Origin of the sequence: Geodermatophilus amargosae, assembly GCF_900116515.1 — a bacterium.
In the GTDB taxonomy this organism is placed as follows: Bacteria; Actinomycetota; Actinomycetes; order Mycobacteriales; family Geodermatophilaceae; genus Geodermatophilus; species Geodermatophilus amargosae.
This window is the reverse complement of sequence record NZ_FPBA01000042.1, coordinates 1-20,941: the sequence shown is the minus strand read 5'-3', so window position 1 is coordinate 20,941 and position 20,941 is coordinate 1. Positions and strand designations below refer to the sequence as shown.

Below are 20,941 nucleotides of genomic sequence, written 5' to 3'. Positions count from 1 at the left end.
GGACCGCGTCGGCGTTCCAGTCCGCGGTGCGCAGCAGCCGCTGCATCCCGTCCGGAGACACCTCACCGGCGGCCTCGGCCAGCGTCCAGCCGTTCTTGCGCTCCAGCTGACCCAACAACCCGCGCAGATAGGCCAGCACCCGGGCCCGCGGCTCGGCCCGGCTGAACGCAGCGGCAATGCGCCGGTGGACCTCCTCCAGCCCCGCCGCCCAGTCCTGCACCTCGGCCACCAGGCCATCGCAGCGCATCCGCCCACGCTGCTACCAGCCCTCAGCCGATCACGACAGCGACACGCTCAAGTGCCGTTGCAGTACTAGACGTCGGGCGATCGCCCGAACTCCGAGGCCCTGGGCCTCGGGCAGCGCGAGTTCCTCACGCTCGTGGAAGGACAGGTAGCGGCCGGTGGGCTCGGCCAGGCCTAGCGGCGGCATGCCGCCAGCGTGGCGAAACCAGCGCGACCCGACCGGCCATGACACACCGACCTCGAGCGCGGCGTCCTTGGTGCGCGTGCCCTGCGCGATCAGACGCCAGAACGCGCGCTCGACGTGCCGGGCCGGCATCGGCCGACCCGAGGAACGCATCGCCGGCCGAAGCGCCCGGTCCGCCTGCTGCTGACGTCGTGCCATCACACACCTCCGTGATCACGGGGTGTTGCGACGACCGTGTCGACAGACCGGTTAAAACCGCCTTTCCCCTAAGTTCTTGCGGTGGTCGCAACACCAAAGGATGTGAGGGTGTTGATGGCCGTTCGCTTGTCCAAACTGGAGGATGAGAGTCACGGCGGCACTGAAGAAGTACCCCAACGAGCTGCGTGAGGGCGAACCGGATGGCGGCGGAGGCCCGGCGTGCCCCAGTCATCCGGCCAGGGGGTCGAGGTGTCCAGTAGGCGACGGGCTGCCCCCGCTTCAGTCAACTCCTTGCGTATGGGGCTGCCGCCCGCGCTGGCAGAGCGAGATCCGCGCCTGAGCGAACGTTCCTGGGGCGGTGGCGGGCATCCAGGTTTAGACGTGTCCTAACCGTCACTTTGACCTGTCGAAGGCGCCGCCTGTCGTACTAGATTGCGCCGCCCCGATCGGGCTCTCGGTTCAGTGAGCTGGGCGGCGTCCTCGGGGTGGCAGTGCCGGACGAGGCCTTCAGGTGACGGTGTCGCGGTGACCAAGCGGGAGCGCATCGACCGGGACGTCCTGCATCGCCGCGCTCAGGTTGTGGGGTGCTGTCCGGTTGGGCAGCAGGCGACGACGTCCGCGACCTGATGGCGGCTGCGGCTCCCAGCCACGTGCCCCGGCACCCAGGGAAGCACGTGCTGCGTGCCGCCCCGACCTCGCCGAAGCCGGCGGGGAGGACGGCCCCGAGGTGGCCCAGTCACGCGCCGGGATCAGCCGGCTGCGGGCTCACACCGCCTGATTACCCGACCGGGTCTTCCGCCGACGACCGTACGCGGGGCCCGCGTCGTCCACCCGCCAGCCATCTCCGCGGGGCCAGCGGTGGTTGCAGTTCTGGCTGCAGTTGCGGTGAATCCGTGGCTGTTCGCCTCCGTCCGCTGCTGTCTCGAAAGGTATCGAACTCGCTGGTCAGAGGGCCGTCATGGACGCTGACGGACGACCACGAACGCGATCATGACGGCCTGGCAGTGTGGGGGCAGGGGTTCGCGTCCCCTCAGCTTCACCCCAATGACCAGGCCGTCCTCCGAATCGGAGAGCGGCCTGAGTCGTCCCTGGTGTCAGCGTGGTGGCCACTGGCGCGGATGCGGTGCCAGGTCAGTCCCACAGCGCGCTTCCCATGTGGTCTGCCGCGTCGCGGCCGAGGGCGGGCATCACGTGGCTGTGGGTGTCCGTTGTCGTGCGCATCTGTGCGCGGCCCAGGACCTCCGTAACGACCCTGGGGTGCACGCCTTCTGAGAGCAGCAACGTGGCTGCCATGTGCCGCCCGTCGTGTAGCCGAACCTCGCGCACGTCCGCTTCGCGCAGGAGGGCCTTCCAGAAGCGCCAGTCCGACTTGCGCTCGATCGGCCGACCGTGGGGCTGTCGGAGCGCCTCGACGAGTTGGGCGGGTAGGGCCACGGTCCGTCGGCTGCGGTCCGCTTCTGGATCCTCGGAGACCAGGCCTTGTCCGCCGACGCGGTGCAGGCTACGGCGAACAGTGCGCCGTTCTCCAGGTCGACGTCTGCCCATCGCAGGCCGAGGGCTTGAACCGCCGCAGTCCCACGGCCAGCGCCACGGTCTACCGAGCGGCGTTGCGGTGTGCCTGAGCGGCCGCGATCATCTGTCGGGCCTCCGTAGCACTGAGGGGTCGCGCGGTCTCCGGCCGCTCCACCGCCGGCGGGTCCCATGAGGCCTCGTGGCCGAGCAAGCGCCGCCTGCACAGAGGGTAGCTGCGGGTGCGGCGGCAGCCGCGCATCAGATGAGCCCCAGGCCGAACAGCAGCGCGGCACCGATCACCCCGGCACTGACCGCCACCCCCGCCTTGCCCAGGTGGGTGCCGTCGAGTGGACCGACCGGCAGCAGCAGCGACGCACACATGACCAGGGCCGCCACAGCCCAGGCCTCCGACAGTGGTGTGCGAAGCAGGGCCGACTCCAGGAACAGCACGAGGGCGAGGCCGGCGAGCGTCAGCGGCGCGGCGAGGTGCAGCCGCGTGACGTCCTCCCCGGCGTCGACTCCTACCGAGGTAGCACAGGCCTCATCGGCTTCGGCTCGTCCGACGCCTCCGGGGTCCGCGTCGCCGCGCTCCGCCTGGCCGGGCTCGACGACCGGCAGTGGCGCCCACGGATATCCGACCGCTCCTGCGGCGACGCCGACCACGATCCCAGGACCCCACGACCGCTGAGTCGGAGCCACGCCGGCCCGGGAGCCGACCAGGTGCCGGGCGGTCATCGCCACGAGGACGAGGACGAGCAGGCCCAGCGGATACAGCAGCGTGGCAGTCGCCGCGGTGCCGTGGTGCAGGTCGGCGAGGAGAAACGTCAGGACGGTCGCGGCAGTTGCCCACACTGGGGCCCGCGCCCTGCCGGCAAGGGGCATTGCCTCAAGGCGTCGGACGACCGGCTCCATCCACTGGCTCGCGCTCTCGGCCGCGCCGCGGTTCGCCGTCCGGGCCAGGCCGAGGGCCAGGCCCACCGCGGCTAGCAGGCCCACCGCTGCCGTAGGTGCCGGACGCCGGAGGTCGGCGAACGTCCAGGCCGGCGGCAGCGGCTTTGAGAGGTCGAGCGCCGTCCGGTAGACCCGCGCATCGATGGTCAGCTCGAGGCGTCGGTCGCGCAGGTCCGGATCTAACCGGTACGCCGTCCCGAGCGCGTTTTGGGCGGCGAGAAGGCGGGTTGGTCCTCTCGCGGACTCCAGGACGCCGAGGTTGAACCAACCGAGTGCGTAGTCGGGGCGGGCACCGACGGCTTGCCGAAAGGCACGGCGCGCCTCATCGGGCCGGTCCAGCCGGGCCAGCTGGACACCAAGGTCGTTGGCCGCCGGGTAGAGCCCCGTGTCGTTCACAAGCGCTCTCCGGTTGAGCCGGACCGCCGCAGGGATGTCACCCCTGCGATCGGCGATCAAACCGGCGGTCATCAGGGTGATCGGGTTGTGCGGGTCCGCCCGCAGCGCCTCGTCCACCAGATCGGACGCCCGAGCGATGTTCCCTAGGCCGAGCTGGGCGAGCGCCGCGTTGTTCCGCAGAACCTCGGTACGGACCCCGGAGCCCGGAGGGATCGTCCAGTAGAGCGCCGTCTCGTAGTCCTCCGTGGCTGCTCGGAGACGACTCGTCCGACGTTCCTCGTCGGCCAGTTGCGCGCTCGCGTGGTACGAGACCAGCGCAAAGTCCCCGGCCACACCCTGGCCCTCCGGGCCCATCTGGTACGCGTAGCCCTCGATTCCCAACCTGCTCAGCTCTCGCAGCGTGCCCTCGGCCTCCGCGGGGCGTCCGGCAGCGATGAGGGACGCCGCACGATTGAGATCTGCCCGGGCCACGGTGAGGTCGTCCTGGTAGTCCAGCAAACGGGACCGGCGCGCCGCCATCAGGAAACCGGCCGCTGCCTCGTCGTATCGCTGAAACAGGAAGTCGATCTCAGCCCTGCGGAAGGCGGGAAGCGCACTCTCGTCTCCGCGAGCGACCTCCCACTGGCCGACGAACCGCCGGGCGGCCGACAGGTCGCCGGCCCAGCGCAGCAGGTTCTGCCAGTCGTCGGCGGCTTCCTCGCGGAAGGGGTCCTCCAGCGCCTCGTCTCCTCTGACGTCGACTTCGAGGAGGAGTGTCGCTACCCGGAGCAGCCGAGTGGGTTCCTCGTGGGGTACGTCGCAGCCGAAGCGGTCCGGCCGGGCGCTGACGATGGGGTCCGACCATTCCAACAGCGCGTCGCGCACGTGCCCGGCGAGCACGGCGTTGCGCCGCCACGCCCAGGACGCACATGCCGCGGCGGTGCCGGTAAGGCCGTCCACGGGACGGAACTGAGGGATGAACGACAAGTCTTCGGCGGAGCCACCCGCCCCGCCGGCCGGCCACAGCTGGGACCGCAGCGGCTGCAGCCGGTCGATTCCCAAGGACAGGGCTGGCGTCACGTCCTGCAGCGTGTTGTGCCACGAGCGCTGCGGAACCGGGATCAACCCCGGACCTCTCGGATAGGCGTCGGCCCCCATGTCCATCAGCCGGCGGGCGGAGCGCTCTGAGTCCTCGAAGCGACCGGCCGCCTCCTGCGCCGCGATCAGCACCTCGAGCACCGGCCCCGGCGTCGCGGACGACTCAGCCATCGGAATCAGCAGGTCGATTGCTCGCACCGGCTCACCGAGCCCGATGAGGGCCCGCGCCAGGCCGCCGGCAGCCTCCTCCCGCCCGCCGTGGTCGACCGCCTGGTTGTAGGCGGTCACGGCCTGCCGGAAGTAGCGGCGAGCGGTGAACGGCGGGCTGCCGCCCAGCGACATGGCAGCGCTGAGATGGGCGTCGCCCAACCCCGTGAGCGCCGCGACGTCTGTGGGATGCCGTTCGACGAGGTCCCGCATGGTGGTGACGGCAGCCGCGGTCGGCGTTCCGTACTCCTCGGGGAACGGTCCCTCCGTGAACCCCCGCAGCTGGGCCTGCCCGATCACCCACCCCGGCGTCGGATCGTCGGGGCACGCGGCTTCGGTGCGGCGGTGCTCGTCCTCAAGGACGTCGTCCGGGATGGACGGCTCGCCGGCCAGCAGCAGCAACAGGTTCAGCTGGGGTGCGCAGTCACCGTCCGCTCGCGCCCGATCGAGCACGGCGAACGCAGCTGGCCCGGTGTTGGCCTCGGCATCCACTTCTCCGAACTGCAGATCGTTCTGCGCCACCACGACCGTGAGTGCGGCGCCCAGCGCGGTCCACGCGGACACCGGGCCGGGGTCGGTGATGCTTCCGAGGACCGTGTCGAGAGCGGTGTACCGGTACGGGTAGTCCGGGGAGCCACCCGAAGCGACGGCCAGCTCGTCGGCGAGTGACCTCCCCGAACCCAGAACGGCGGATAGCGCAGCCGCTCCCGCCTCTCCGAGCGCCCGGGCGGCGTACGGCTGGACGTCCTGCAGCGTGCGGAGCTCCGCGTCCGCAGGGAGTCCAGCGGGCAGGGTCTGCAGATCCGAGTGTCCCGGCGTGACTCCGACGCCGTGACTCACCTCTACGGAGATCCCGGCGGGTCGGCTCGGCCGATCTGCGACGAGTGCACCGACAGGAGCAAGTCCCAGCACGAGCAGCACAGCGATGGCCGCGGCCGCGAGCAGGAAGATCGGCTGGCCGGCCGGGGCGCGGGCGGGCCTCCGCCTGGGATCTGGGGTCGCGCGGCCGCCGCGCGGCACGGGTACCGTGCCGCGCAGCGGCGCCCCGGGCTCACCGGCAGGCTGGACCGTCGGCGGCCTGGCGACCTCCGCAGTGCCCGACGAGTCGTCGGGTGCTCCTGATCGGCGACGCATGGAAGCTCCCCCGACCCGCGGTTCCGCATTCCCAGAAGCCGCGGTGTCTGGATCCATTGCATCCGAGACGAGATCTCCCCAGAAGGCCTTCCACGTCGCGACGCCCTAGACTCCCAGCGTCACTTCTTCGCCTCGGCGGTCCATCACTCACCGTGACGTTGAGCGTACGGTCCAGACCTGCGGCAGTGCTTCGCTCGGCTCGGCGTCTGCCTCGGATGCCATAACCATCACCGCTGCTCGAGGTGCCGCCTTGGTGCCGTTCACAGAGGCTCCACCGTGCTTGAAGCATCGACCTGCCGAAAGTAGCGGTGGCGCGCCGCCTGTTGTTTGCGTTGTTGTGTGAGCGGGCGCCTCAACGAGGACTAATCGCGCGAGCTGCACGCTTCCGGGCCCGGAAGGCGGCGCCGTCCTCGCGGTTGCACACCGGGCACTTCCGGCCTCGCGGCCATGGCCACTCATGCCCGCGGGCGCAACGGGTGTCGGTCCTTCGCGGACGGGGCTCGGCGCCGGTGCGCCGGCGCTTGTTCTCTGCCTGGCAGGCCCGGCACCGGCGCGACCCGTCGGGCATCCGATAGGTGTTGGCCTCGTCGAATGCGTGGCCGGCGGGGCACTCATCGCGGGCGGCCTTGGCTATGCCGTTGTGGATCGGCGACCGGGTCGTGTTCTCGGAGTAGCTGGTCGGCTCGAGGTGGTCGGGGCGAACACACCCCCTCAACCGGCACAGGTGGTCCATGACCGCGCCGGCGGGGATCTGTCCGATTCACCGCTCGTAGTTAACCCGGTAGGCCTGCACCTTGCGCCTGCCGATGCGGACGTAGCCGTAGCCGCGGACCAGGGCCCCGGCCCACAGCCAGCAGGGCCGAGATCGGGGCGGTGCTCGGGCACCGGGCCGTTGCGGTCGGTCTGCAGGTCTAGCCGCATGAAGGCGGGCACCGGGGCCATCTGCCCGTCGGCCGTGCGCAGCGGCCCGCCCACCACCTTGGACCGCTCGCGCCAGTAGGCGTCCTGGTCGAGGTAGTAGTCCAGCCCGGCAGGGCCGTACTCGCCTTCATCGAGGGGGCGACTGAGACGGCGAGCCTCCACGGCTGAGACCGTATCCCCGTCGTCCGACGAAACGCCTCCAAGTCATGTCAGGGCATCCGGCTGGGAGACCTGCACGTGCTGCTTGGCGTGGAGCGGTCGAGCCGCACTTGCTCCAGTCGCCAGCGGCCGAGGTCAGGATCGGGACTGCCCCCGGTTCGGGTGACTCCTTGGTCCGCCCCTTGTTTCGTGCAGTCCGATTGTTGGATCTTCGTGCCACCTGACCCCTTGAGGAGGGGCTGTGGAACGCGGCCTTGGGTGACGATGTCGCAGTGACGAAGCCGGAGCGCATCGACCAGGACGTCCTGCATCGCCGCGCTCAGGTTGCGGTGCTGTCCGGTCTGGCAGCCTGCGACGACGTCTCCAATTTGATGGCGGCAGCGGCTTCCAGCGTCGTGCTCGGCGGGTTCACGCCGGATGTGGCTTTGCTCGAGCTGGCCGTCACGGTGCTCGATCTCGCGTGTCCGGCTGGCGCCGAGCCGCTGGTGTGCGAGGGGCTGCGTGAGTGCCACCTGCCGGAGGTGACGTTCCGCGGTCGCGTAGAGCATCGCAACAGCCAGTACGCGCTGTACGCCGCCGCCTGCACGCGCGGCGGCCTGCAGCCCGATCTGCTCAGCGATGCCGCATGGTGGCAGACCCCGCTTTGACAGCACGCCGTCTATGCCGTCGTCGTCTACAGTCGAGTGGCGGCCGAGCGCCTGGCAGTTCCAGTCGGGGAGATCGCTCGGCGAATAGCGGCCCGGCACGGCCTCGAGCTTGTCGCGTGACCCGTTGTGGTCAGGGGGAGGGGTACACGAGAGCCGCTACCTGGCCGTATCGTGCCGAGCGGCGTGACCCATTCATGACCCACGCAGCGGAAAACAAGGGTCACGAAGGGGTCTTCTCCCTGGCCCTCTTCGGCATCCTGGCGTTCGCTCTGCTGTGGCGGGTGCTGGCGCTCTTGCGGGGGCTCAACCCCAGCAAGGTGCGCATGGCCTTCAACGTGTGGAGGCTGGTCTCCTTCGAGGTTGAGACGGAGAACCCTGACCGGTCTCCACCTATGGAGACGAAGGCTCCGGCGACCCAACGGAAGTCGACGTCGTCCAGCCGGAAGACTCAGCGGCCGGCGACGCGCTGAGCCTTGGTCAGCCTGTCGTGTCCCTGTGGTTGATGACGACCTTCTCAATAAGCAGGGCCACCAAGCGGCGTCGCCACTCGATGGACGGGGACTCTCAGACCTCGCGGACCTTCGGGCTCGTTGGCAGCAAGCGGTGCCGCCGCACTGTTCTGGATCTTGTACAAGTCCTGATGTCTCGCCTCCATGCGGGCTTCGGTCGTCGTCATTGTCCGGCTGTAGCTGGCCCAGTCCATCTCCGCTCACGGCGTACATGTTGAGGATCTCGTCAAGCCGGGCGGAGTGCTGCTAGTGCTGTTCGAGCAGCTCGGTCATTCGCCGGGCCTTCTCTTCGTCAGTGCCGTTCAGCGCCTTGGCCAGCTCGGGGGAGTCGAGGCGCATTATGACCGCCTCGCAGAGGAGGTAGTCGCCAGGCGCGATGTTGCGCGAGACCCAGCCGCGGTCTTCCGGCCCCTTGATGCGTCGCTTTGGGAGCCGTAGCGGGTGTAGGCGTCACCGCTGCCACCGCCTCGCGGCTTCGTCTGCATCTTCAGGCCCAGCGCCAGCCGCGACCTGACCGGCTCGACGCGCTGATCGGCGTGAACGCACCGCCCAGCGCGTCGAGCTCGAAGCAGGCGTCGGCGCTGGCGTAGATCACCGACGCCTGGGTTGGGGACACCGACCGGTGCGACCAGCTCTCGCACGCGCCCGTGATACGCCCGACCGCGTGGACGTCAGTCAACAATCAGTCAACAAGACTTCCGTTCCAAACCACCGTCAGCCAACACCGACCAACGACGAAAGCGCTGGTCAACTGCTACTTCCAGAGTGGTCAAACGACGGCCAATGACGCTGGAACGTTCCGCTTCAACTTCTGACGTGCGTCCTCCACCGCCTGCGCGAACTCGTCCACGGCGCACAGCATCATGGACTGGACGGCGACGCTCACGTGCTGGTCGGTCGGGCCCACGGCCCAGGCGGTGCTCGAGCCCTGTGCGAGGCCTTCCTCTCTGTCGGGATGAGGTTGTCTCATGGCACATTCATGGCACTGGACGTTAAAGAATGGTGGACGCCGTTGACAGGTGTCGGAAGGTGTTTCCGCAGCTAAAAGGCCGCATCGACTTATCCCCGCAGGTCGGGAGGACCCGGTTCACCGCGCACATCGGGGCCGCCGTGAAGCGCGACGTCCGCATGACCGACGACGAGGGCGTCCCGCTGTGGGTGATCGAGAAGGAACGGCGGGACTCGCCGTTCAAGGTCGACTATGCGATGGCCGGGCTCATCTCCTGGCAGGCGTACCTCGACGCGATCGCGGCCGGTGACCCGCTGGCACAGATCACCAAGCCGAAGCTGACCCGCGTCTTCGGCCGCGTCCGTAGCTACTGAGGCGGACAAGCCACGACCACGCCGGGCAGCGACCGCAGCTCCGTCCGGGCTGTCCGGCCAGCACCCTCGGCCTGAGCGGGGTCTTCGTCCGTGCGCGGGGCGAGCAGTGCACACCGCGGGTAGCCGCTTGCTTCCATGGCGTAACTTCAGGCTGTACCGTTCCGACGGGGCGGCTGTGATCGACGATCGCTCACCTGTCTCGCAGCGGTCAAGCAACCTCGGAGGGCTCTGTGCTGTTCGTCGTCGGAATCGTCGCAGTCGGAGCCGCCTGGAACGTGACCGGCCTTGTAGTCGCAAAGGCTGGGTCGGACGGCGAGTTGGGTGGGCTGCTTGGGCTCGCCGCCCTTGGCGTGATCGGACAATTCTTCTTCTGGCGTTGGGCGCTCACACAGGACGTCCTGCGTGAGCACTACACATTCCTGCTGCAGATGCAATGGGCGTTCTGGCTTGCGCCACTAGGGATATTGCTGTTCCACATCGTCTTCATTGACGAATGGAACGGGGAAGCGGTAGGCAGTGCAATCTTCATGGTCGGGGCTGCCGTCGCCTTGCTTCTCGGCAACTTCGGCCTTCTCGGCGTGATCTTCGGAGGAGTGGGCCGGGGGGACGAGGCGCTTCTGCTTCAGGCGATCGGTGGCAGTGCCACTGAGCGGTACTTCGAACTGACGCACAGCAAGACCGCGATCCTCTCCGGGATCGCTGCGTTCACCCTCTCGGGTCTGCTCTATGGCACGCTGCGAGGGTGGCGTCGCCCACCCCCGCGCACTTTCACCCACCTCAGTAACGATTGATCGCCGTGAACGTCGCGCGTATATCCGCGAACGCCTCGTGAGTCGGACCGCAGTTCGTGGCCTCGGCATTAGTCGGCGCGAGTGAGGATGTCCTCGTCCCACGGGCTCGGCGTGGTGCTCCACACGAGCGAGGCGGCGTGCTCGCGGCCGTCGGGCAGTGTCACCAGCAGGAGGCCCTGGTGCATGTCCTCCGCCGGCCCGTGACCGATGCGGCCGGTGCAGCGGACCACGCGACCTGGGTCCACAGCGACAAGGGCGGAGCAGCGCTCACCACTCACAGCGCGTTGCCGACCTTCGCCTCGGTGGTCGCCGACCACTCGTACCAGGTGCGTCCGCGTTGCCCCGTCGCCTCGGCCGGGCCTTGGACGACCATCGTCGACCAGTCCGGCGTCGCGCTGTCGGCGAGCGCCATGAGCCGCAGCTACCCGCGTAGGCCCGCCGCGGCCCGGTCGCGGTCGTTGTACGGCAACACCGTAGCGGCCTCGTGGGTCACCTACGCAGGGTGACCTGCACGTCGGCCGACGACACTGGTCGGCGCGCGACGTCACCCCTGCGAGTCGCTTCACGTGGCGCATGGGTGCCGTTGGCTACACCCGACCGGGTGACCGTCTCGTTCGCCTCGTTGACGAGCGCTTGTTCGACCCCCCGCGGGCTGTGCAGGTGGAGCACGACGGCCGCTGGTGGCCCGGCTTCCAGATCAGGTGGCTGCTCTGCGACGACGGCCGCGGTTGCGTTGCTTAGGTGGAGTGCGTTGTCGAGCGCGAGCACGGCCTCGGGAAGCATCTGGCGTGCGTGCCGCCGGCGCGATTCCGGCTCGGTTGACCAGTCCCGCGGTCGCCTACGGAATCAGCACTTGGTGGGCGCCTCGGGCTTGAGTACTTCCTGTCCGAAGTTGGGGTCTGCGGTCTGGGCCGTCGGAGCGACGATCGTCGATCCGAATGGTCCTGGGACCTGCACCCCCGCGGTCACCACGGTTGCCGTGCCATTGGGCGCCGCTGCGGCTACTGACGTGAGGCCCACCGAACTCACCACCGCCGCCGACACGACGGCGAGACGAACGACACCACGGTGCATCGCAACTCCCCTCATCGACGGAGGCATCACCGTCTCGCTTGCGTTGCGGGAAGGCCATGGTCCTTGGGCTCTGGTGCTGGTGTCAGAGCTGGAGCCGGATTGGCTTCCGGCGAAATCCTCACGTGACGTAAACAACTCGAGGAGGTCGGCTGCGGCTTACCCTGTATGCAGCCGCGGCCACTTCCCGGCGTGGTCGGCTCGGACGCCACCACGCCCCCGGTGCAGACGAGCATCGAAGGACGAACGTCGTGAGCGTCGACAACCGACTGACCGACGACCAGCTTGCCACGCTGTCACCCGGCGACTCGGTGGTGATCGAGTCCGGCCGGCCGCGGCATTCAACCGGCACTGTCGTCCGCGCTGAAGGTCCCCACATCGCCGTCAGCGTCCGCAGTCCTCGCGGTGCCGCCTACGTCGAGCAGTACCGCCGGCGTGACGGGAGCCGTATCGGCGGCCGGATACCCGCAAAGCTCATCAACGCCGATGCGCCCGTGCCCCAGGAGGCCCAGCGGCGGACCCGGCACATCGACTCACTGTTCCGCGACTGGGCGCGTCACCGCACCGACGTAAACCGACTGCGGGCGCTGCACGATGCAATCGGCGAGTGTCTCGAGGTTTTGATCGAGCCGACGTTGCGATAGGACGCCCGCAGACCGGTTCCACCCTGGCCGTAGGACCCCCGGGACGGGGCGGTGCCTTCCTTACACTCGCCCGTTGGGTAGGCCCGAGCGGCCAGATGTGCGGGGGCGGGTTGGGCCTGCGAGCGGCGACCGCTCAGCGGCGGTTGCATGCTTACGGGTGGGGCCGGCACCTGACCTCAATGCGACCCGATGGGGTGCGACCGCTCATGGGCCTCCCGCCTCCGTGAGCGGTGAGAAAACAAGGCTGGGGCTTAGCGCTGTACGCCTGGCGCTGGCCAGCCTGCTGGCAGCCCTCTGCGACTAGCCAACGATGATTAGTTCGACCGTCCTGCAGTGTCGCGCTACCTCCGTTCCAAGGATGCGCGTTCTGTTCCTTCACGGCTGGCTCTAGGCCACCATGACGCTGTGGACGGCATCTTCTGGCTCGGGGTCGTGTGCGGGGGACTGTTCGGCCTAGGGGTTGATCTATGGAAACGGCCGCTGGATCGATTGCTTGATCGACGCTTGGAGCACCGTGCGAGCGCGCGCGCAACCGCGATCGCGCAGGTGCTGGCTCATGATCGACAGGCGCTCCGCGACTACTTAACGGAGGTCATCCTGCAAACGACGCTGGTTGGTAGCCTACTTGCCATCCTGAGCGGCATCTTCTTCGGCGTCAGTAGCGGCATAAGCTTCATGGTGTCCGGGCAAGACTTTGCTCCATGGCGCCCTTTCCTGGCCACACTCACCGTTCTCGGTCAACTGGTCGCTGTTATCGGGGCTGTTTACATCGTCCGGATGGCTGGGGATGCCTTGACCGTCGCAAGGAAGCTCGGCGCAACCGGAGCGTCAGCCCAGGGCGGCACGACACCTTAACAACGGGAGATTGACAAGACGGATGTTGGCTAGAGCGACATCCCTTAAATTGACGTTGTCTGGAGATGGCGCGGGTGGTCGGCGGTCAAGTCGAGCGCCGCGAGTAGCGTCTACCGCCCCGAGCGGGCAGTAGTCGCCGGGATGATGTCGGGCCGCCGCATCAGGATGCCGTCGAGATTGACTCAAATATCATATTCAGCAATTGTAATCCGATTACTAGAAGGAAAAAGTAGAGAACCCATCGCAGAGGGTTTCGACGCTTGTCACTGCGCTTACACTGCGGGCAGAAGAGGGTGACGTCGTAGCCCTCGACGTTTGTGCCTGAGGCTACGCGATGGGCCTGATAGTTGTACCTAGGAACCATGCCGGCCTGAAGGGCTCCGCCGCAGCGGTCGCACCTGCGCTGCTCCAGAGAACAAGTTAGCCGGTAGCTGGCTAGCTCACGCACTGTTTGTGTCCATGAAACAGGCCCCTACCCGCCGTCGCTCAGGACACCTGGTTAAGCATCAGTGTGCGGTCAGGCCGCGGTCAACGTTGCGCGCACCCGCTTCACACGGGCGACCAAGGGTCTGGACATCTACCCCTCGGTAGCGCAGCATGTGCGGTCCACAAATCCCCTGCACGCGGACATGTCGTCATGAGACGCTTACTAGCTGCACTCGCCACGGTCTTCGTCTTCGCTGCCCTGCCGCTTGGGCCAGCTCAAGCGCAGGAGGCCACCTGTAGCCGCCCAACGTCCGATGCAGTGGCGCTGTACATCATCAGCAACCAGTCGCCCCGACAGTCTCAGGCGTACTGGTGGGGTACGACTGACCTCACGATCGGGATCCAAGCCGCGCCCAATGTGGACCCCGACGACTATGCCGCCGTGCAGCGGGCGATCCATACTTGGCAGACGGCGATTGACGAGTGTCTCGGTGGTGCGGTGACCCTGACATACGTGCCAGCCCAGCCGGGCAGCCGGGCGCGAACCGACATCGTGGTGCACCTCGTTCCCGGTGCGGGCGGCAACTTCTTCGCCGGTCGCGCCGAGTGCGGCCCTTCAGGATGCAACAACGTCCTCGTCAGCACGACCTCCCCGCCGGGTCAGCCGGGAGATGACGGAGTCGCCGAGTACGAGTTGTGGGCCGTCGAGGGCATCGCCCTGCACGAAATCGGGCACGCGCTGGGACTGGGACACGCCACCAACATGGAGTCGACGGACCTCATGGCCTACGGCTGGGCTAACTCGTCCTTCGGCAGGACGCCCGTGATCTCGCAGTGCGACGTAGATGCGTTGGCCTACGTGTGGGCGTGGGCCATGCAGGGAGCCGAGCCCATGAGGCCTCAAGCGCTGACCTACGCCTGCTCCTAGACGTAGACCGAGCCCGGGGGAGGACCCGGCAGCATGTCGTTGAGCTGATGCGCAGACTGGCATCTGCTTCAGCGTGGTCCTTCAAGGTCTTTTGAACGCTGGGTAACCGGCCCGCCGGTAACGCACCCGCCTACCCAGCATCGTCCGGCTCGAGGGCGAGCCGGGTAGTCAGTGGGTGGCCGCTCAGTACCAGCTCAACCACCGGAACAGCGGGATGAGCAGCCCGGCGACAAGCACAGATGTGAGGTAACGACCTTGTGCATGGTTAGCCGCGGGCAGTCGCTGACCTGCATGGGCGGGTTTGGTCACCCGGCGGTGCCGGCCGGGAGAGGTCTCGGCGGACGGTGGAGCGATTCGGGTCGTGTGGCTCGTTCTTGGCTGGACACCAATCCGGTGACCGCGGGCAGCATCGTCTCCAGGTGCTCGCGTCGGCCCAGGTGCCGGGATAGGGCTCGCAAGTTCTTCAGGTAGCTGATGCCGTGCTCCACGCGGATCCGCTTGGACGCGTGAGCCCGCCGCTCGGTCTCGTGCACCGCGGCGACGGCGGGAGAGATCGGGATATGGTTATTCCGCCAGGCTGGCCGCGGCATGAGCACCGCACCGTCGGTCTGGCGCTCAGGCCCTGGAGCCGGCGTCGGCCAGCAGGGTGACGCCGGGGATGAGGGCCAGCAGCTCGACCAGGCCGGCCTGGAAACCTGGATCAGATCTCGAATGGCGCCCGGCCGGGTCTGCCCACAGCGGAGCCGGTGGCCTAGTCCCCCAGCGTCGATTCTGCCTCAACGGCTGTGGGGCACATCAGACAAAATTCACCGACCCACAAGGGACGACAGGCGCGCTCTGTGACAAATCGGCCCCACCGCAGTCGCGCGCCGACTGTCGGGCCGACCGCTCAGGCTATCCCCGCCAGCGGAACAGAGGTAAGACTCTTGTGGGTTGCGCCTCGAAAGCCCCACCCCATCAGCCCGATCCGCAATCACTCGCAGGCTGCTCCAGCGTGTACCAAACGTCACCAGCCTGAGTGTTCCCGAGATCCGAGATGCCGACGAAGCCCTCAAGGTTGAGGTCGGCAAGGTCTAATTGATCCACAGACTCGGGCGTGCCGCCCGAAACGACGGACCACCGGCCGTGCGCGTCGGTAAAGTCGAGTTGCTTCCAAAAAACGTTGTATATCCCGTGATTTGCTTCAAGTCGGTCCTCGTAAGGCCCGAGATAGTAGTCCGTAACGGTGTCTGTGTTCACGGTGAGGACCGTGCAAGGTGCCACGGAATCGAGGAGGAAGAGGGGCCCTTCCTCGATCGGCATGAGTTCTTTGCCTGGCTTGCCCGTCTCTGTGAAGGTCGCTCCATACCGCAGAATCACGCTCCTGATCGGCACCAGTGACCGATTCTGAATGTAGAAGTCGTGGCCGTGAACCCACCATGAGACTCGAATGGCGTATTCGTACTCCTCGTCTGCGCGAGCCTCTTCAATAACGCGGCGCTGCTCCTGATTGATGTCTCTCTGACTCTCGTTGACGCTTCTCTGCTCGCAATAGCTTACGAGGGAAACCATCAAGGCCAAGGTTGAGAAGATGACGGAGGCGCCAAGCGCTGAGCGCGACGTGCGATTCCCCTTGACGGCCTCTGCCGCTTGCCTGATATCCGCCCATGATGGTGGTGGTGGAGCACCGGACATACCTACGTCCCCCTAGGGTCAGGTCCGTGCGACTCGGGATAGGTCCGAGGACGAGCATTGAACTACGCGGGTGCGCCGCAGTCGACACTCTGGCGTATCGCAAATAGGGACTGTCCCGACTTCAGTTGACTCGGTTCGGTATGGGCGGTCAGGCCGCGTGAGCGGTCTGGGTCAGTGTCTCGAACTCGATGGGCGTGAGTCGGCCGAGGCGTCGTTGCCGGCGGCGTCGGTGGTAGGTGCGCTCGATCCAGGTGATGATCGCCATCTGCAGGTCTTTCCGGGTGGCCCAGCGCTGCCGGTCCAGGACGTTGCGCTGCAGCAGCGCGAAGAGGGACTCCATCGCGGCGTTGTCCCCGCAGGCGCCCACCCGGCCCATTGACCCGGTCAGGCCGTTGTTCTTCAGCGTGGTGACGAAGGCGGTGGAGCGGAACTGGCTGCCGCGGTCGGTGCACGATCGTGCCGGCCGGTGACCGCAGGGCGATGGCGTTGCGTAACGCGGTCACCGCCAGGGCGGCGGTCATGCGGGCGTCCATGGAGTAGCCGACGATCCGGTCCGAGTGCAGGTCCCCGATAGCGCAGAGGTAGAGCTTGCCCTCGGCGGTGGGGTGCTCGGTGATGTCGGTCAGCCAGACCGTGTTCGGCGCGGCGGCGGTGACTGGCGGTCGACCAGGGTCGCCCGGCTGTGCTCCCAGCAGCGGATCTGGGCGCTGGTCGAGCCGCTGATCCCGCCACAGAAGCCGGCCGTGCACGGCCGCACCGGCCGGCCGCGCACCTCCGATCGGGACGTGTTCGAGGGCATCGCGTTCGTGCTTTCCACCGGCATCGGCTGGGCCAAGCTGCCCACCGAGCTCGGCTACGGCTCGGGCTGGACCTGCTGGCGCGGGATGCACGAGTGGGCCGACGCCGGCGTCTTCGACCGGCTGCACCGGGCGGTGCTCCACCGGCTCGGCGAGCAGGGACAGCTGGACTGGTCGCGCGCCAGCCTGGACTCGGTCAGCGTCCGGGCGATAAGGGGGTGAGCTGACCGGCTCCAATCCGACCGACCGGGGCAAGGCCGGCAGCAAGTACCACCTGCTCGTCGACGCCGGCGGGCTACCGCTGAACGTGCTCGTCTCCGGCGCCAACCGGCACGACAGCATGCTCGTCGAACCGATCCTCGACGGCATGCCGGCGATCAAGCGCGGCGGCCGCGGGCATCCGCGGCGCCGCCCGCTCAAGCTGCACGGGGACAAGGGCTATGACAACCCGCAAGTCCGCCGCTACCTACGCCGCCGCGGCATCACCGCCCGGATCGCCCGCATCGGCCGGGACTCCAGCGCCTGCCTCGGCCGGCACCGCTGGGTCGTGGAACGCACGCTGGGCTGGCTGCTGTCCTACAAACGTCTGGCCCTGCGCTACGACCGCACCGCCACGACGATCACCGCGCTGGCCCGCCTGGCCGTCACCCTCATCTGCGCCCGCAGGCTCCCGACGAACTAATGCAACGTCTTCTTAGGAGGCCCTCGCCCTACAACTCTGTCCAGCTGACAGTGTCCGGCTCCATCGTCGTCATGGTGTCGCGGCAGCCGGCCAGGCCGGGCACCCCGGCTCGGGTATGGGCATCAGGCGTCGTCCCCGCCGCTACAGCTGGTCGCCCAGGCCGAGCCGGCGGTGCGCTTCCAGCCCGCCGTGGGCCGAGTCAGCGGTAGGCGCGGCCGGTGATGTAGCGGCCCACTCGGGCCCGGAAGCCGCGGTCCCGGTTGACCCAGGCGATCAGTTGGTGGTCGACGGGGACACCCCGGCGGGGCTCCGGCTGCGGTGACGTCGGGGGCTCCAGCGCGGTCAGGATGCCGGAGCACCCTGCCACCTCACCGGCCATTACGCACGGTCTCGCGGTCCTCGCGGAGTGGCATCTTTCCGCCTGCGATGGTCGACTGGGCGCCGTGCCCGATGTAAGTCCCTCGCACACTGCAATTCCTCCGCAGGCGCAGGCAGCCTGGGCGGAGCTCGCCGACGTGCTCGCCGCGACCGGGCCGGCGCCGTGTGCGGTTGGCGATCCGGAGCTGTGGTGGCCCACCCGCGGTGAGGATCGCGGCAAACATGCGGACGCTGTGGCCGCCTGCCGGGTGTGCCCGGCCCGGGTCGCGTGCGTGGCCTATGCGGTGGCCGCCGGCGAACGACACGGCATCTGGGGTGGGCTGCTGCCGCGTGAGCGGTTGCAGCTGGCCCGGCCGGACGCCGCCTGACCTCAGTTCAGGTCGGGCCGGCGGCAGCTGGCCAGCTGGTCGACCGCCGCGCAGGGCCCGAGGATCTCCTCACCCTCGTTGATGACGAGGATGGACCCGGCGGGATGCCAGACCCCGTCCACGAGCCACTCCACCCTGTGCAGCTCCAGCACCCAGGGGGCGTCGGCGGGGGGAGGTTCCACGAGGTGTGGTCCCGCGTCCATTCTTCGCCGTCGGGGGCCCATTGGCAGTCGCCGGCGGCGCACCAGCTCGGGCAGGGGAGGGTGACGGCGCCCGGATCACTAGGATTGATCATTGGGTCCTCTTCCTCTCAGGCAGGTGAAGGATCAAGTCGCCCTGTAGGTGTTGGGAGCACCTGCGGGGCGGCGCCCTGGATGGGAGTGGCGCAGACGATTCCCCCCGCCGGTTCGGAGCGAGAGTGGAAGCGTCCGCCCGCGCCTTCGACTTCTCCTGTACCCATGTGATCCGGGAACCTCGGATGCGTGGAGAGGCACTTGCCCGCCCGCGTCACGGCTCCTCGTCGGTGATGGCCTGGAAGAGCTCCACGCCGCTGTCCAGGCGGACGATGCGTACCAGACGCAGTCCGCTGACAGTCGGATAGGACCACTGAGCTGCGTAGGCCCCGCTGGGGTGGTCGGTGACCTCTACCCGCTCCGGCTGCCAGTCCTCGGGCAGCCGGTGTCGGCCGGTCACCGGTAGCTCCCGCGGCGGCCGCCGCCGTCGCAGCGCGTGTCCAGCGTGTCCAGCGGCGATGCGCGACCGGTACGGGACCCCGTTGAGATCAGGGTTACCGGAGCCACCTTCGGGGCTGCGCCTCCCCCGCGAAGCGCGGCCGTCCACAGAGCGAGACAACATAGTCCCGTCAAGGAGAGCGAACTACCCGCCGACGTCCTGTCAGAGACACGGGCATGTCGGTTACCGGCCTGAATCCGTGAGACGTGCACTGGAAAGAAGTCGAGGTGCGCCTAGTGCCATGTCTCGCGGCGCAAGAGCTACGCCGACCCGATCGGGCGGTGTGCGGCGGCGGGGTCATGCATGGAAGCGCTGACTGGTTCCCCGCAAACCCGGGCAATCTCGGTTTTGAGCTGGTCATCGCCCACCGCCCGCCCACCGCCCGCCCACCGCCCGCCCGCCGCCCAGGGCGAGAGGGGCCGAGCATGGTGAGCGTAGCTGGAGCGGTTCAGTGATCGCCAGGACAGGCCCTAGCCACGATGCGGCCCGCGGTCGCCGGACTGGTCTCCAGCCAGGAACGAGCCTCCCGCTCTGACCGACTTCACCGGCAATCGAAGGCGCTCCCAGCCGGCACCACCGCGTGATCGAACCGGCCCTGAACAGGTCAATGACGGCCCGCCGCTAACCACGCACGAGGTCGTTACAGAGCTACCCGCTGGTCCGTGATCTGGCCGCCGAGGGCATCCCGGTGCGGCTGACCTGCGGGGTGCTGGGCCACTCGGCGCAGGCCTACTACGCCTAGGCTGCCGCGCCCATCAGCCAGCGCGACCTCGAGGACGCCTACCTCACCAACGCCCTCATCGACGCCCACGGCGACGACCCGGAGTTCGGCTACCGGTTCCTCGCCGACGAAGTCGCTGGCACCGGCTTGGTCGCCGGTGAGCGGCGCATCTGGCGGCTGTGCTTCCCGCAGAAGCTCTGGTCGACGACCGTGCGCAAGGGTCGGCGAGGCGCGGGCAAGACGCCCGGCCCGGCGGTGCACGACGACCACGTGCAGCGGAACTTCACCGCGCAGCGCCCCGATCAGGTCTGGGTCACCGACATCACCGAACACCCCACCGCCGAGGACAAGCTCTACTGCTGCGCGATCAAGGACTTGTTCAGCAACCGAATCGTCGGCTACGCGATGGACGAACGGATGACTGCGCAGCTGGCCGTCACCGCCCTGCGACGGCCGTGGCCCGGCGCCAGCCGGCGGGCGTGGTGGTGGTCCACCGCGACCGCGGCTCACAATTTCGAGCTCGGAGCTTCCGCGCGGTCCTGACCGCCGCCGGTCTGCAGGGATCGATGGGCCGCGTCGCCTCCGCGGGCGACAACGCCGCGATGGAGTCCTGGCACGCGCTGCTGCAGAAGAACGTCCTGGACCGCCGCCGCTGGCGCACCCGCGACGAGCTACACGCCGCAATCGTGTTCTGGATCGAGCACACCTACAACCGCCGACGGCGCCAGCGCACCCTGGGCAAGCTCACCCCGGTCGAGTACGAACTCGCCTTCACCGATCATAACGCCGCCGTTGCAGCATGATCAGTCCTAACCGCCGTCAACCGAAGCTGCAGCAGTCCCCCAACCTGTCGGGAGAACCGGGTCAAGCTCCTCCGCCTGACGAGGGTCACTTTGGTCTTCAGGGCGAAGGGTCTTGCACGACCCTCGGCGATGCCGCGAGACTCACCGTCCTCGTTAGGTTGCTGCTCTGTAACTGACGGGTCGCTGTCCTGTGACGACTGGGGGGACCCGCGAATGCCGGCTCGTGACGTGGACGTACCTGCACAACCGGCTCCCTCGCTGAGCCAGGCGGTCGTGTGCACCCGCGGCGAGGTGAGCTGTGGGCACCCCCCGGCACCACGTAAGCGACGTACGCCCGGTCGATGGCGCCGAATCCCAGAGGCCCACTTGGTGCGCGCAGTGGTGGCGACCACGGCGTCCCTGCTCCTAGTTGCCTGCGGCGGCGGGACCGCGGACGAGGCTTTCCCGACGGCCGCCGGGACGGCGCTCCCGGCCGAGGATTCCGTCGACCCCGATCGTGCCCCGGGCTCTGGGAACGGATCGGACAGTGGTGAGACCGCGGAGGGATCGGCCGAACAGCAAGACCCCACAGACGCCGAGACAGATCCCGGATCGGACAGTGGTGAGACCG

General features: G+C 68.2%; 18 protein-coding genes and 4 pseudogenes. 11 read left to right on the top strand and 11 right to left on the bottom strand.

All coding sequences use genetic code 11. From position 1 onward, the window contains the following. From BM414_RS27235 to BM414_RS32015, 5 genes and pseudogenes are all read right to left on the bottom strand, one after another. Positions 1-247: pseudogene (locus BM414_RS27235) on the bottom strand (IS701 family transposase); the annotation flags it as partial. A gap of 66 nt (positions 248-313) precedes the next feature. Further along, positions 314-625 (bottom strand): annotated as a pseudogene (locus BM414_RS31190) (helix-turn-helix domain-containing protein); the annotation flags it as partial. Between the two features lie 1,131 nt (positions 626-1,756). Next, positions 1,757-2,059 carry a tyrosine-type recombinase/integrase gene (locus BM414_RS27225; protein ID WP_175551866.1) on the bottom strand — a complete coding sequence of 101 codons (303 nt, stop codon included), beginning with the start codon at positions 2,057-2,059 and terminating at the stop codon, positions 1,757-1,759. A 336-nt stretch (positions 2,060-2,395) separates the two neighbouring features. Then, on the bottom strand, positions 2,396-5,788 hold the full coding sequence (locus BM414_RS27220) for a tetratricopeptide repeat protein (RefSeq protein ID WP_139246090.1): 3,393 nt from the start codon (positions 5,786-5,788) through the stop codon (positions 2,396-2,398). A gap of 466 nt (positions 5,789-6,254) precedes the next feature. Further along, positions 6,255-6,653 (bottom strand): hypothetical protein, encoded by a 399-nt coding sequence (locus BM414_RS32015; RefSeq protein ID WP_483866623.1) that lies wholly within the window; start codon positions 6,651-6,653, stop codon positions 6,255-6,257. Between the two features lie 601 nt (positions 6,654-7,254). On the opposite strand from BM414_RS32015, the gene BM414_RS27215 reads away from it, so the two are divergent. The 4 genes from BM414_RS27215 to BM414_RS27195 all read left to right on the top strand — a co-directional run bounded on the left by BM414_RS27215 (position 7,255) and on the right by BM414_RS27195 (position 10,252). Further along, entirely contained in the window at positions 7,255-7,629 is a 375-nt protein-coding gene (locus BM414_RS27215) for a hypothetical protein (RefSeq protein ID WP_245785027.1), read from the top strand. Between the two features lie 194 nt (positions 7,630-7,823). Beyond that, positions 7,824-8,099, top strand: a complete 276-nt coding sequence (locus BM414_RS27210) for a hypothetical protein (protein ID WP_093584979.1) — start codon at positions 7,824-7,826, stop codon at positions 8,097-8,099. Positions 8,100-9,248: 1,149 nt separating this feature from the next. Continuing rightward, complete coding sequence (locus BM414_RS27200; RefSeq protein WP_093584973.1) at positions 9,249-9,461, top strand: hypothetical protein; 213 nt, start codon at positions 9,249-9,251, stop codon at positions 9,459-9,461. A 230-nt stretch (positions 9,462-9,691) separates the two neighbouring features. Continuing rightward, complete coding sequence (locus tag BM414_RS27195; protein ID WP_093584970.1) at positions 9,692-10,252, top strand: hypothetical protein; 561 nt, start codon at positions 9,692-9,694, stop codon at positions 10,250-10,252. A 274-nt stretch (positions 10,253-10,526) separates the two neighbouring features. On the opposite strand, the gene BM414_RS29870 is transcribed toward BM414_RS27195, so the two are convergent. Beyond that, positions 10,527-10,664, bottom strand: a complete 138-nt coding sequence (locus tag BM414_RS29870) for a hypothetical protein (protein ID WP_175551864.1) — start codon at positions 10,662-10,664, stop codon at positions 10,527-10,529. 910 nt (positions 10,665-11,574) lie between these two features. On the opposite strand from BM414_RS29870, the gene BM414_RS27190 reads away from it, so the two are divergent. The 3 genes from BM414_RS27190 (at position 11,575) to BM414_RS27180 (ending at position 14,176) form a co-directional block, all read left to right on the top strand. Further along, on the top strand, positions 11,575-11,967 hold the full coding sequence (locus BM414_RS27190; protein ID WP_093584967.1) for a hypothetical protein: 393 nt from the start codon (positions 11,575-11,577) through the stop codon (positions 11,965-11,967). A 405-nt stretch (positions 11,968-12,372) separates the two neighbouring features. Further along, entirely contained in the window at positions 12,373-12,822 is a 450-nt protein-coding gene (locus tag BM414_RS27185) for a hypothetical protein (protein WP_093584964.1), read from the top strand. Between the two features lie 745 nt (positions 12,823-13,567). After that, a complete protein-coding gene (locus BM414_RS27180; protein ID WP_093584961.1) occupies positions 13,568-14,176 on the top strand; it encodes a matrixin family metalloprotease in 609 nt (202 codons plus the stop codon). A 957-nt stretch (positions 14,177-15,133) separates the two neighbouring features. Here the strand turns inward: BM414_RS27180 and BM414_RS27170 are convergent. Both BM414_RS27170 and BM414_RS27165 read right to left on the bottom strand, forming a co-directional pair. After that, the gene (locus tag BM414_RS27170) at positions 15,134-15,727 is read right to left on the bottom strand and encodes a hypothetical protein (RefSeq protein WP_139246088.1); all 594 of its coding nucleotides are present in this window, start codon (positions 15,725-15,727) and stop codon (positions 15,134-15,136) included. Positions 15,728-15,998: 271 nt separating this feature from the next. After that, positions 15,999-16,494, bottom strand: a pseudogene (locus BM414_RS27165) (IS3 family transposase); the annotation flags it as partial. Between the two features lie 36 nt (positions 16,495-16,530). Between BM414_RS27165 and BM414_RS27160 the strand changes: the two are divergent. Then, a protein-coding gene (locus tag BM414_RS27160; protein ID WP_093584988.1) for an IS5 family transposase occupies positions 16,531-17,329 on the top strand; the annotation gives its coding sequence in 2 pieces (ribosomal slippage) (positions 16,531-16,862 and positions 16,861-17,329; 801 coding nt in all). A 199-nt stretch (positions 17,330-17,528) separates the two neighbouring features. Here BM414_RS27160 and BM414_RS29865 read toward each other — a convergent pair. After that, positions 17,529-17,708, bottom strand: coding sequence for a hypothetical protein (locus tag BM414_RS29865; RefSeq protein ID WP_175551863.1), 180 nt, complete (start codon positions 17,706-17,708; stop codon positions 17,529-17,531). Between the two features lie 136 nt (positions 17,709-17,844). On the opposite strand from BM414_RS29865, the gene BM414_RS29860 reads away from it, so the two are divergent. Then, complete coding sequence (locus BM414_RS29860) at positions 17,845-18,075, top strand: WhiB family transcriptional regulator (RefSeq protein WP_175551862.1); 231 nt, start codon at positions 17,845-17,847, stop codon at positions 18,073-18,075. A 2-nt stretch (positions 18,076-18,077) separates the two neighbouring features. On the opposite strand, the gene BM414_RS27150 is transcribed toward BM414_RS29860, so the two are convergent. Both BM414_RS27150 and BM414_RS27145 read right to left on the bottom strand, forming a co-directional pair. Further along, entirely contained in the window at positions 18,078-18,257 is a 180-nt protein-coding gene (locus tag BM414_RS27150; protein WP_093584953.1) for a hypothetical protein, read from the bottom strand. A 325-nt stretch (positions 18,258-18,582) separates the two neighbouring features. Continuing rightward, positions 18,583-18,768 carry a hypothetical protein gene (locus BM414_RS27145; protein ID WP_093584950.1) on the bottom strand — a complete coding sequence of 62 codons (186 nt, stop codon included), beginning with the start codon at positions 18,766-18,768 and terminating at the stop codon, positions 18,583-18,585. Between the two features lie 688 nt (positions 18,769-19,456). On the opposite strand from BM414_RS27145, the pseudogene BM414_RS31185 reads away from it, so the two are divergent. Next, a pseudogene (locus tag BM414_RS31185) lies at positions 19,457-20,331 on the top strand (IS3 family transposase); the annotation flags it as partial. Between the two features lie 369 nt (positions 20,332-20,700). Then, on the top strand, positions 20,701-20,941 hold a 241-nt coding region (locus BM414_RS30440; protein WP_217644955.1), incomplete at its 3' end, for a hypothetical protein.